The organism is Pseudomonas sp. FBCC-B1667, assembly GCF_059133255.1.
Genome location: NZ_CP101437.1, coordinates 4,370,455 through 4,382,801, shown reverse-complemented (window position 1 = coordinate 4,382,801; position 12,347 = coordinate 4,370,455). Strand labels below are relative to the sequence as shown.

The following is a 12,347-nucleotide window of genomic DNA, read 5'->3' as shown; positions in this document are numbered from 1 at the left end:
TGGCCCTCCTTAACTCTGGCCGCAATCGAGGTTAGCGTTTATGAATTTAAAGTCTTTCTCGAAAACGGGACTTGCACTCGGCATCGTCGCCTTCAGCGGTTGGGTGTCAGCCTCCGAGTGTGGGGATGTAACGATCGCCAACATGAACTGGCAATCGGCAGAAGTCATGGCCAACGTCGACAAGCTGATTCTCAATGCGGGTTACGGTTGCAATGCCGATCTGGTCACCGGGGATACGGTTCCGACCATCACCTCCATGGTCGAGAAGGGCCGGCCAGACATCGCACCCGAAGGCTGGATTGACCTGGTTCCGGAAGTCGCCAGGACCGGCATTCAAAGTGGCAACCTGATCCAGGCGGCGAACTCGTTATCCGACGGCGGCTCGCAAGGCTGGTGGATTCCGAAGTACATCGCCGACGCCCATCCGGACATCAAAAGCTTCGAGGATGTGAAAAAGCATCCCGAACTGTTCCCGGCCCCCGACGACAAGAAAAAAGGCGCGATCTACAACGGTCCGCAGGGTTGGGGCGGCACCGTGGTCACCAGTCAGTTCTATAAGGCATACGACTTCGAGAAGGCCGGCTTCGTGCTGGTTGACACCGGCTCGGCCGCCGCGCTGGATGGCTCCATCGCCAAAGCCTACGAGCGCAAGGCGCCTTGGCTGGGGTTTTACTGGGAGCCGACCGCCTTATTGGGCAAGTACCCGATGGTGAAACTGGACAATGGGCATCCGGTCGATGCTGCGGAGTGGAAACGTTGTAATACCGTTGCTGACTGTCCTGATCCCAAACCGAATGGCTGGCCGATTGATCGGGTCTACACCCTCACCACCAAATCCTTCGCCGCTCGTTCGCCAACGGTCATGGCGTACCTGAACAAGCGCGCCTGGTCCAACGAGACGGTAAACAAGCTGATTGCCTGGATGACCGACAACCAGGCCACCGGTGAAGAAGGCGCCAAGTATTTCCTGAAAAACAACGAAGCGCTTTGGACTAAATGGGTTACCCCTGAAGCCAGCGGCAAGATCAAGGCTGCGCTTTAATCCACTGGGGTCGATGCAGCTCGCCTGTTCGCGCTGCATTGAGCCTCGCGCACCGATAACAATAAAAACACCCACGTATTGAAACGACCTGCCAGCTTTCTACCGGTCTTCTACAAAAGGGGAATGTCATGGAGTGGTTACTCAGCTTTCCACACATGGAGGACGAAAGACTCCGGGCCTTGAAAAAGGCCATCGATGGCGCCTTTCGTAACTTCACCAGCACTTACGGCGACAGCTTTGAAGCCTTTTTCCAGCCGTTGCAGGTTTTCCTCAATCAGTCTGAAAAGTTCATGACCACGACGCCATGGCCGATCATCATTGTGCTGGTCGCCTTGATTGCCTGGTTCGCCAGCCGCAGTTGGAGAATTGTCCTGGGTTGCGTGTTCACACTGATGGCAATCGGTTATCTGGACATGTGGTCTGACACGATGAAGACCCTGTCGATGATCTTCGTCTGCACGGTGATATCCATCGTCATCGGCTTGCCGACCGGGATCGCGATGGCCCGTTCCAACCGTCTGCAGAATCTTGTCAGCCCGGTACTGGACGTGATGCAGACCCTGCCGAGCTTTGTCTACTTGATTCCAGTGGTGATGTTGCTGGGGATTGGCAAGGTCGCGGGGCTGATTGCGGTTGTGATCTATGCCTTGCCGCCGATGATCCGCTTGACCAACCTCGGCATCCGTCACGTTGACGCCGAGATGCTGGAGTGCGCCGACGCCTTTGGCTCGTCCAGTTGGCAGAAACTGAAAAACGTCCAGTTACCCTTGGCATTGCCCTCGATCATGGCCGGCATCAACCAGACGATCATGATGGCGCTGGCCATGGTGGTCATCGCCTCGATGATCGGCGTTCAAGGCTTGGGCCAACCCGTGCTCAAGGCTATTTCCAACCAATATTTCACCCTGGGTATTTTCAACGGGCTGGCCATTGTCGGGATCGCGGTAATTTTCGACCGAGTCAGCCAAGCCTATGGCCGAAGACTGCAAAAGCATTTGGAGAGGGTTCATGGCCACTGATCTGACCAACGATTTCGGCATCGAAATCAGGCATCTCTACAAGATTTTCGGTTACCAGGCACAGGCCAGTATCGAGCGGGTCAAACAGGGCATGAGCAAGGCTGAGCTGTTGAGCAATCACAGTCATGTGCTGGGGTTGAAGGACATCAATATCAGCATGCCGTCCGGGGGGATTCAGGTGATCATGGGGCTTTCCGGTTCCGGTAAGTCGACCTTGATTCGTCATATCAATCGATTGATCGAACCCACCGCCGGCGAAGTCATCGTCGGTGGCGTGGACGTGCTCAAGATGAGCCCGAATGATCTGCGAGCGTTTCGCCGACATAAAATTTCCATGGTGTTCCAGAAGTTCGCGCTGCTGCCAAACCGCACCGTGCTCGACAATGCGGTGTATGGGCTGGAGATTCAGGGCATGTCCCGTGACAGGCAAGTAGAGATCGCCACAGGCTGGTTGGACCGGGTAGGGCTCCAGGGTTACGCGAGTCACTATCCCAATCAACTGTCCGGAGGCATGCAGCAGCGCGTCGGCCTTGCCCGGGCGTTGGCCAGTGATGCGCCTATTCTGTTGATGGATGAAGCGTTTTCGGCGCTGGATCCGCTGATCCGAATGGACATGCAGTCGGTGCTGCTGGACCTGCAAAAAGAGATCAAGAAGACCATCGTGTTCATTACCCATGATCTTGATGAGGCGCTGCGCATTGGTGACCGCATCGCGATCTTGCGTGACGGTGAAGTGGTGCAACAAGGCACCCGACAGGAAATCGTCATGAATCCTGCCGACGATTACATTGCCAACTTCGTCAAAGAAGTGAATCGGGGGCGAGTGATCGGCGTCGAGGCCATCATGCGGCCCATTGTTCAGGTGAAAGGCGGAGCGACGCTGGCCGTACCCATGGGTACGTCATTGGAATCAGCGGTTAAAAAACTGGTTGAGGCGGGATTCGAAGAATTGGTGGTCACTGACGGTCAGGGTCAGCCGGTAGGGCAGGTGACGCTGCAGTCGATCATAGCGACGATGGTCACCTCGGCAGTGAGTGAAGAGTCCCAGGTCGTTCAGCCAAGAATAAAATCGGAAGCGTGACGGCTTACCGAAGTAAAACCGAGGGAAATCGCGGGGGCAGAGGGGGCGTCCTCCATGACGCCGACGCAGCTTAGAGACTGTGCGATTGATTCTCAAGTGCTATTTTTACTATCGTTTGACCCAATGAAGCCGGGCTTCTGTTACCAACCAATATTCATTTGATATTATCCGCGCCATCGAATTTGCAGCACCCAAAGACTTCATTAGCCTGAAGGTAAAAGCCAGAAGAACTGGCAAAAAAAACCCGGCCAAAAGCCGGGTTAAAAACCGTGATTAGCCTGATGAGGAGATAGTCCAGGAGACCGACCTAAGGTCACTTGGACAATCGACTGATCTCGCGACCAGCTGCATGCAATAATAATCATTCTCGTTTGAGGGTCAAATGATTTTATCTGCGCAACCGGAAAGCTCTTTCCTCTCCTCCCCAAACGCTCGCCCGTTTCATGGGGTTTGATGCGCTTGCAAAGACCGATCGATCATCGCCTTCGCCATGTCGATCATGTGCACCGTCGAATAGGCCAGGTCGCGACTCGGACCGTTCAGATTGCTGGCTGATTCATGTGCCGTCGCCGCCGCGCATCGCAACAAATCCGAGGCATGTACCAGGGCCTCTTCCGCACTGATACCCGGGTTCACATCAAAGAACCGCTCCACAGTAGCGGGTTCGGACACAGTTGGTTTCAAGTAATAATCCAGCGCTCGCTGTGCGGCGGCATTGCCTTTGGGCGAGGTCAAGGTGGTATCGATTTGCATATCTGGCAGGTCATTGCTGGGTAACGTCATGACGATGGCAAGCTCCGTGATAGATTCAGATCCGTGAATCCATCCTAGTACGAACTGTATTTGTGACTGGAATTTAAATACTACAAGTTGTGTTTTGTTGGTCGGAGTACCCCACGTATCGTGCTGCACATGGATAAATGGATTGAGTTAGTCAAAGCCAAGATGAGTGATCTCAAAGTCACTCAGGAAGTCCTCGCCGACCGCCTTGGGATGTCCCAGGGTGGCGTGGGTCACTGGCTGAATAAACGCCGTCAACCGAGCATTCAAGACATGAACCGTGTCTTGCGCGCGCTCGGGATGGATTTTCTGGAAGTGGCGATGGTGATTCGCGAGGTCTTGCAGGACGACGAGCCTTGCCTGGCGCACAAGTACAACCCGTACTTCCGTTACCCGGTCAGTGACTGGCGCGAGCCGATGCAGGTGCGTGACGGTGAACTGGCGGTCTACGGCAAGCCGCGCTTCGAACTCACCGATTACCACGCCCAGGGTGCGGCATTCTGGTTGGTGGTCGTGGGAGATGCGATGACGGCACCCACGGGCGTGAGCATCGCCGAGGGCATGATGATTCTGGTGGACCCGGCCATTGTGCCGGAGCCCGGAAAGCTGGTGATTGCGCAGTGGTCGGACAGCACCGAGGCGACGTTTCGCAAGCTGATCGAAGAGAGCGGGCAGCGTTACCTGGTCCCGCTCAATCCGACGTATCCGAAAGCCCTATACACCGATGACTGTCGAATTCTCGGCGTAGTGGTTCAGGCAACGGCCAAATTCTAATCAGACCGGTCCTCGTAGAACGTAGGACCGATCTTCATTTCACGCCTCTTCCAGTTCGACCAATGCACTGCCTTCGCTGACCATTTCGCCTTCCTGGCAATACAAAGCCTTGATCACACCCGCGTGGGGCGCTCGAATGCTGTGCTCCATTTTCATCGCTTCCAACACCACCAATTGCGCCCCGGCTTCGACCGTTTGCCCGGCCTCTACCAGCACACGCACGATGCTGCCGTTCATCGGGGCGGTAAGCCCACCCTGATGGCTGTGGCTGGCGTCGACGGCGCTGATCGGATCGTAGGACTCGATGCGGCGCAGTTCACCTTCCCATTGCAGATAAACACAGTCGCCGCGACGGATTGCCCGATGCTGGCGGCGTACACCGTGGTGCTCAGTCAGCAATTGCTCGCCTTTAAGCTGGGCCGTGCAGACATCCCCTAACGTCAGTGCGCGGTCCTGGCCCTCGCAACTCAAGTGCAGGGTGATTTCTTTCGGCAATCCAGCCCGGAAACCATTGCTGATCGCCCATGGCGAACTCGCATCATCTGCGCGCGGTAAATCTGCCTGGCTCTGCGCAACGGCCTGAGCGGCCGTTTGCCAGAACGCATCGCTGAGGTCCGACGGCGCGGGCAACAATTGCTCCTGGAAGCGCGGGATGAACCCGGTATCCAGTTCTGCCGCCGCAAATGCAGGGTGCGCGACGATCCGGCGCAGGAAGTTGATGTTGGTCTTGAGCCCGCCAATCGCAAACTCATCGAGCATGCTCAACAAGCGCAACCGTGCCTGTTCGCGATCCTCACCCCAGGCAATCAGCTTGCCGAGCATCGGGTCGTAGAACGGCGAAATCTCATCGCCTTCTTCAACACCGCTGTCGACCCTACGTCCCGGGCCTGCGGCGGATTCACGGTACAGTTCCAGACGCCCGGTAGCCGGCAGGAAATCATTGGCCGGGTCCTCGGCGTACAGCCGCACTTCAATCGCATGCCCGATCAGCGGCACTTCGGCCTGGGTCATTGGCAGCGCTTCACCACGGGCCACACGAATCTGCCAGGCCACCAGATCGAGACCCGTGATGGCTTCGGTGACCGGGTGTTCAACCTGCAGGCGCGTGTTCATTTCCATGAAAAAGAACGCGCCGCGCGAATCCAGCAAAAACTCCACGGTACCGGCGCCGACATAGCCGATGGCTTGCGCCGAACGCACGGCCGCTTCGCCCATGGCGCGACGCAGTTCCGGGCTCAAGCCTGGCGCGGGTGCTTCTTCAACGACTTTCTGGTGGCGACGCTGGATCGAGCAATCGCGTTCATTCAGGTACAAGCAATTGCCATGCTGGTCGGCGAAGACCTGGATTTCCACATGGCGCGGTTTGAGCAGGTACTTCTCCACCAACATCCGTGAGTCGCCGAAAGAGGATTTCGCTTCACGCTGGGCCGAGGCGAGGGCTTCGGCCAACTGGCTGACGTCCTCGACCACTTTCATGCCCTTACCACCGCCCCCCGCGGTGGCCTTGAGCAGCACCGGATAACCGATGCGCTCACACGCCTCGCGGAAGGTGTCGAAATCCTGCGCTTCGCCGTGATAGCCCGGCACCAATGGCACGCCGGCGGTTTCCATCAGTGCCTTGGCGGCGGATTTGCTGCCCATGGCGTCAATGGCCGAGGCGGGTGGGCCGAGGAAGATCAGGCCGGCGTCTTCAATCGCGCGGGCAAACCCGGCGTTCTCCGACAAAAAGCCGTAACCCGGATGGATCGCCTGAGCGCCGCTGGCCTTGGCCGCGGCAATCAGTTTGTCGATTTGCAGGTAACTGTCAGCGGCTTTGCTGCCGCCGAGGTCGACGCGGATATCCGCTTCGCGGCTGTGTCGCGCTTCACGGTCGGTGGCGCTGTGCACGGCCACGGTGGTCAGGCCCAGAGCCTTTGCGGTGCGCATGACCCGGCAGGCGATTTCGCCACGGTTGGCCACCAGCAAGGTGGTGAGAACAGGTGCGCTCATCAACGCGGCTCCTTGGTGGTGAGGGCTTGCCAGCTCGGCGGACGCTTTTGCAAAAAGGCTCTCAGGCCTTCCTGACCTTCAGGGCTGACGCGAATGCGCGCGATGGCGTTTTCGGTGTAGCGGCGCAGGGCCGGAGTCAGCGCACCGTGGCCGACTTCGCGCAGCAAGTCTTTGCTGGTGCGCATGGCGGCGGGGCTGTTGAGCAGCAGGTTGTCGATCCACTGTTCGACTTTTTGCTCCAGCTCGGTGACCGGATAGCTTTCCGACAACAAACCGATTTCCCGCGCCCGTTGTCCGCCGAAACGTTCGGCAGTCAACGCATAACGGCGGGCCGCGCGTTCCCCGATGGCTTGCACCACGAACGGGCTGATCACCGCTGGCGCCAGGCCGATGCGCACTTCCGACAGGCAGAACTGTGCGTCATCGGTGCCAATCGCCATGTCGCAGCAACTGATCAGGCCCAGCGCTCCACCAAAGGCTGCGCCTTGCACCACGGCCAGGGTCGGGATTTTCAATTTGGCGAGGTTGTACATCAACTCCGCTAGTTCCCGGGCGTCGTCGAGGTTGGTGTGGTAATCGAGCTCGGCCGATTGCTGCATCCACGCCAGATCCGCGCCGGCGCTGAAATGTTTGCCGCGTCCACGCACCAGCAAAAAGCGCAGGCTGGCATCGCTGGCCACGGTGTCCAGCGCCAGGATCAGTTCGCGGATCATTTCTGCGTTGAAGGCGTTGTTCTTTTCTTCACGGCTGAGCCACAGGGTGGCGAAACCCCGTGGGTCGGTCAGCAGTTCGAGGGTCTTGAAGTCGCTCATGGTTTTCTCCCGATCACATCCGGAACACGCCGAAGCGGCTCGGTTCGATAGGCGCGTTCAACGACGCGGACAAGGCCAGGGCCAGTACATCGCGGGTCTGCGCGGGGTCGATGACGCCGTCGTCCCACAGCCGAGCGCTGGAGTAGTAGGGATGACCCTGCTCTTCGTACTGATCGAGAATCGGCTGCTTGATCTCGGCTTCCTGTGCGGCGCTGAAACCTTGGCCACTGCGCTCGGCCTGCTCGCGTTTGACCTGTACTAACACGCCAGCGGCTTGTTCGGCGCCCATCACGCCGATGCGTGCATTTGGCCACATCCACAGGAAGCGCGGATCGTAGGCTCGACCGCACATGCCGTAGTTGCCGGCACCAAAACTGCCGCCGATGATCACGGTGAATTTCGGCACCTTGGCACACGCCACGGCGGTTACCAGTTTTGCGCCATGCTTGGCGATGCCGCCAGCCTCGTACTTCTGACCGACCATGAAACCGGTGATGTTTTGCAGGAACAGCAACGGGATGCCGCGCTGGCAGGCCAGTTCAATGAAGTGCGCGCCTTTCTGCGCGGCTTCGGCGAACAGGATGCCGTTGTTGGCGAGGATCGCGATCGGGTAGCCGTGCAGGTGGGCAAAGCCGCACACCAGCGTGGTCCCGAACAGCGCTTTGAATTCATCGAACACCGAACCGTCGACCAGGCGCGCGATCACTTCGCGCACATCGAACGGTTGCTTGGCGTCCGCCGAGACCACGCCGTACAACTCGTCGCTGGCGTAGAGCGGGGCAATCGGAGCGCGTTGTTGCACTTCGCCGAGCTTGCGCCAGTTGAGGTTGGCGACGCTGCGTCGGGCAATGGCCAAGGCGTGTTCATCGCTCTCGGCGTAATGGTCGGCGACCCCGGAAATCTTGCAGTGCACGTCAGCCCCACCGAGGTCTTCGGCGCTGACCACTTCACCGGTCGCGGATTTCACCAGCGGCGGACCGGCGAGGAAAATCGTTGCTTGCTGGCGCACCATGATCGCTTCGTCCGCCATCGCCGGCACGTAAGCGCCACCGGCGGTGCACGAGCCCATCACCACGGCAATCTGCGGAATGCCCATCGCGCTCATGTTGGCTTGGTTGAAGAAGATCCGCCCGAAGTGTTCGCGATCCGGGAACACTTCATCCTGACGCGGCAGGTTGGCGCCGCCGGAGTCCACCAGATAGATGCACGGCAGGCGATTCTGCTGGGCGATGGTTTGGGCGCGCAGGTGTTTTTTCACGGTCAGCGGGTAATACGAACCGCCTTTCACCGTGGCGTCGTTGGCGACGATCATGCATTCGACGCCCTCCACGCGGCCGATCCCGGCAATCACGCCAGCGGCCGGAACGTCTTCACCATACACCTCGTAGGCCGCCAGTTGGCTGATCTCCAGAAACGGTGAGCCCGGATCGAGCAAGCGATTGATGCGCTCGCGAGGCAGCAATTTGCCTCGCGAGGTGTGGCGCTCTTGGGCCTTCGGGCCACCACCGAGCTGCACTTGGGCGAGCAAGGTGTGCAGGGCGTCGACCTGTGTGCGCATCGCCGCGCTGTTGGCCGCGAACTCCGCCGAACGGGGGTTGAGCTGGGTATGCAGGATAGCCATGGACAGCTCCGTTTAGCGGGTTTCGTTGAACAGTTCGCGACCGATCAGCATGCGGCGGATCTCACTGGTGCCGGCGCCGATTTCGTACAGCTTGGCGTCACGCAGCAGACGACCGGCCGGAAATTCGTTGATGTAGCCGTTGCCACCGAGAATCTGGATTGCGTCGAGGGCCATTTGCGTGGCGCGCTCGGCGCTGTAGAGGATCACGCCGGCTGCGTCCTTGCGCGTGGTTTCGCCACGTTCGCAGGCTTGGGCTACCGCGTAGAGGTAAGCGCGACTGGCATTGAGTTGGGTGTACATGTCGGCGACCTTGCCCTGGATCAGTTGGAATTCGCCGATGCTTTGGCCGAATTGCTTGCGGTCGTGGATGTACGGAACGATCAGGTCCATGCACGCCTGCATGATCCCGGTCGGGCCGCCGGAGAGCACGACGCGCTCGTAGTCGAGGCCGCTCATCAGCACTTTCACGCCGCCGTTGAGTACGCCGAGGATATTTTCTTCCGGCACTTCCACGTCGTCGAAGAACAGCTCACAGGTGTTGGAGCCGCGCATGCCGAGTTTGTCGAACTTGTTGCTGCGGCTGAAGCCTTTCCAGTCACGTTCGACGATGAACGCGGTGATGCCGTGCGGGCCTTTTTCCAGGTCGGTCTTGGCGTAGATCACGTAGGTGTTAGCGTCAGGGCCGTTGGTGATCCAGGTCTTGCTGCCGTTGAGCACGTACTTGTCGCCACGTTTGTCGGCGCGCAGTTTCATTGAAACTACGTCGGAGCCGGCATTTGGTTCGCTCATGGCCAGGGCGCCGATGTGCTCGCCGCTGATCAGCTTGGGCAGGTATTTGCTTTTCTGTTCGTGGTTGCCGTTGCGGTTGATCTGGTTGACGCAGAGGTTGGAGTGGGCGCCGTAGGACAGGGCAACCGACGCCGAACCGCGGCTGATTTCTTCCATGATCACTACGTGAGCCAGGTAACCCAGGCCTGCACCTCCGTACTCTTCTGGCACGGTGACGCCCAGCAGGCCCATGTCGCCGAATTTGCGCCACAGGTCGGCAGGGAAGAGGTTGTCGATGTCGATTTGAGCGGCGCGCGGGGCGATCTCTTTGGCGACGAAGGACTGAACCTGATCGCGCAGCATGTCGATGGTTTCACCGAGGGCAAAATTCAGGGATGGGTAGCTCATGGGGCACCTTTTGGCTTTTTTGTCGGTTGGTGAGACAGTCAATCGGCTCTCACCTTTACGTTAACGTAAGCTTGTGACGAATGGCTGTCAATCACCCTTTACGTTAACGTCAACTTGAGCGAGAGTAGAGCCAGTTCTGAACGATCGAGGCGATTCATATGCCTCGGTCCAACAACCCACTAATAAAGACAATAGGGGTCGTCATGGATCAACCCAGTGCAAGCCCGCAGCGCAGCTATACCCGTGGTTCCCAGGACAAAGCCTTGCTGGCGATGACCATCGGCCAGGCGTTCGATAACACCGTCGCGCAACACGCGACCGGGGAGGCGCTGGTCGTGCGCCATCAGCAGTTGCGTTACACCTGGCAGCAACTGGCCGAGGTCGTTGACCTGCATGCCAGAGCGCTGCTCGCGCTGGGTTTGCAGGCCGGTGATCGTCTCGGCATCTGGGCGCCGAACTGCGCGCAGTGGTGCATCAGCCAATTTGCCAGTGCAAAAATCGGCGTGATTCTGGTCAACATCAACCCGGCGTACCGCAGCTCCGAACTCGAATACGTGTTGAAGCAATCCGGTTGCCAATGGCTGGTCTGCGCCGGCGCTTTCAAAACCTCCAACTATCACGCAATGCTGCAAGGCCTCATTCCTGAACTGGCCGAGCAATCCATCGGACAGTTACACAGTGAGCGCCTGCCTGATTTGCGCGGCGTCATCAGCCTGGACGCGCAGCCACCTTCAGGTTTTCTGCCGTGGTCGCAATTATCAGATCTGGCCGCCAGCGTTTCGATGGAACAGCTGCGCGAACGCCAGGACAGCCTGCATTTCGATCAGCCGGTGAACATCCAGTACACCTCTGGCACCACCGGGTTCCCGAAAGGCGCGACCCTCAGCCACTACAACATTCTCAACAACGGTTACATGGTCGGCGAAAGCCTCGGCTTGTCCGCGAACGATCGCCTGGTGATCCCGGTGCCGCTGTATCACTGCTTCGGCATGGTCATGGGTAATCTGGGCTGCATCACCCACGGCAGCACCATGATTTACCCGAACGATGCCTTCGATCCCTTGCTCACCCTGACCACTGTCGCTGAAGAAAAAGCCACGGCGCTGTATGGTGTACCGACCATGTTTATCGCCATGCTCGATCAGCCCCAACGCGCCGAATTCGATCTGTCGAGCTTGCGCACCGGGATCATGGCCGGTGCGACGTGCCCGATCGAAGTGATGCGCCGGGTCATCAACGAAATGCACATGAGCGAGGTGCAGATTGCCTACGGCATGACGGAAACAAGCCCGGTGTCATTGCAGACCGGTCCGTCAGACGAACTGGAATTACGCGTGACCACCGTCGGCCGCACCCAGCCGCAGTTGGAAAGCAAAATCATCGACGAGGCCGGTAATCTTGTGCCGCGAGGCACTATTGGCGAGCTGTGCACCCGTGGCTACAGCGTGATGCTCGGCTACTGGAACAACCCGCAAGGCACGGCAGAGGCTATCGATCAGGCCGGCTGGATGCACACCGGTGACTTGGCGAGCATGAACGATGAAGGCTACGTGTGCATTGCCGGGCGCAACAAGGACATGATCATCCGGGGTGGCGAGAACGTTTACCCTCGCGAACTGGAAGAGTTTTTCTTTACCCACCCGGCGGTGGCGGACGTGCAAGTGATCGGCATTCCCTGCTCGCGTTATGGCGAAGAGATTGTGGCATGGATCAAATTCCACCCGGGCCACAGCGCCACCGAGCAAGAGCTGCAAGCCTGGTGCAAGGAGCGCATCGCACACTTCAAGACGCCGCGCTCGTTCAAGTTCGTGGAGGAGTTTCCGATGACCGTAACCGGCAAGATCCAGAAATTCCGGATGCGCGAGATCAGTATCGAAGAACTGCGCGGTCACCAAGACTAATCACATTCTCTTGTAGAAGCGGGCTTGCACCGAAGGCGGCGGATCAGTCGACACACGCAGTGACTGACACGCCGCCTTCACGAGCAAGTCGAATCGTGGCAACGCCGCTCCCACCATTGGACTGGGGAAATCACAAATCCCGGAAAGCACAA

General features: G+C 58.7%; 10 protein-coding genes. 5 read left to right on the top strand and 5 right to left on the bottom strand.

Going from position 1 to position 12,347, the window contains the following annotated elements; all coding sequences use genetic code 11:
• Nucleotides 1-40 precede the first annotated feature (40 nt).
• The 3 genes from NL116_RS20235 to NL116_RS20225 all read left to right on the top strand — a co-directional run bounded on the left by NL116_RS20235 (nt 41) and on the right by NL116_RS20225 (nt 3,142).
• Nucleotides 41-1,042, top strand: coding sequence for an ABC transporter substrate-binding protein (locus NL116_RS20235; protein WP_494373737.1), 1,002 nt, complete (start codon nt 41-43; stop codon nt 1,040-1,042).
• Nucleotides 1,043-1,197: 155 nt separating this feature from the next.
• Nucleotides 1,198-2,061 (top strand): ABC transporter permease, encoded by an 864-nt coding sequence (locus NL116_RS20230; RefSeq protein WP_494378101.1) that lies wholly within the window; start codon nt 1,198-1,200, stop codon nt 2,059-2,061.
• The gene (locus NL116_RS20225) at nt 2,051-3,142 is read left to right on the top strand and encodes a quaternary amine ABC transporter ATP-binding protein (RefSeq protein ID WP_494373736.1); all 1,092 of its coding nucleotides are present in this window, start codon (nt 2,051-2,053) and stop codon (nt 3,140-3,142) included. Before NL116_RS20230 ends, NL116_RS20225 begins: the two co-directional genes overlap by 11 nt.
• Before the next feature lie 441 nt (nt 3,143-3,583).
• Here the strand turns inward: NL116_RS20225 and NL116_RS20220 are convergent, their stop codons facing one another.
• Entirely contained in the window at nt 3,584-3,925 is a 342-nt protein-coding gene (locus NL116_RS20220; RefSeq protein WP_494373735.1) for a DUF6124 family protein, read from the bottom strand.
• 129 nt (nt 3,926-4,054) lie between these two features.
• Between NL116_RS20220 and NL116_RS20215 the strand changes: the two genes are divergently transcribed.
• Nucleotides 4,055-4,696, top strand: a complete 642-nt coding sequence (locus NL116_RS20215) for a LexA family protein (protein ID WP_494373734.1) — start codon at nt 4,055-4,057, stop codon at nt 4,694-4,696.
• Between the two features lie 39 nt (nt 4,697-4,735).
• On the opposite strand, the gene NL116_RS20210 is transcribed toward NL116_RS20215, so the two are convergent.
• The 4 genes from NL116_RS20210 to NL116_RS20195 are packed head-to-tail and all read right to left on the bottom strand — an operon-like array spanning nt 4,736 to nt 10,294.
• Nucleotides 4,736-6,685, bottom strand: a complete 1,950-nt coding sequence (locus NL116_RS20210; protein WP_494373733.1) for an acetyl/propionyl/methylcrotonyl-CoA carboxylase subunit alpha — start codon at nt 6,683-6,685, stop codon at nt 4,736-4,738.
• On the bottom strand, nt 6,685-7,497 hold the full coding sequence (locus NL116_RS20205) for a gamma-carboxygeranoyl-CoA hydratase (protein WP_494373732.1): 813 nt from the start codon (nt 7,495-7,497) through the stop codon (nt 6,685-6,687). Before NL116_RS20205 ends, NL116_RS20210 begins: the two co-directional genes overlap by 1 nt.
• A gap of 13 nt (nt 7,498-7,510) precedes the next feature.
• On the bottom strand, nt 7,511-9,118 hold the full coding sequence (locus NL116_RS20200; RefSeq protein WP_494373731.1) for a carboxyl transferase domain-containing protein: 1,608 nt from the start codon (nt 9,116-9,118) through the stop codon (nt 7,511-7,513).
• A gap of 12 nt (nt 9,119-9,130) precedes the next feature.
• Nucleotides 9,131-10,294: an isovaleryl-CoA dehydrogenase gene (locus NL116_RS20195; RefSeq protein WP_046032531.1), complete on the bottom strand. Its 1,164-nt coding sequence runs from the start codon at nt 10,292-10,294 to the stop codon at nt 9,131-9,133.
• Nucleotides 10,295-10,497: 203 nt separating this feature from the next.
• Between NL116_RS20195 and NL116_RS20190 the strand changes: the two genes are divergently transcribed.
• Nucleotides 10,498-12,195 carry an AMP-binding protein gene (locus tag NL116_RS20190; protein ID WP_494373730.1) on the top strand — a complete coding sequence of 566 codons (1,698 nt, stop codon included), beginning with the start codon at nt 10,498-10,500 and terminating at the stop codon, nt 12,193-12,195.
• The last annotated feature ends 152 nt before the right edge of the window (nt 12,196-12,347 follow it).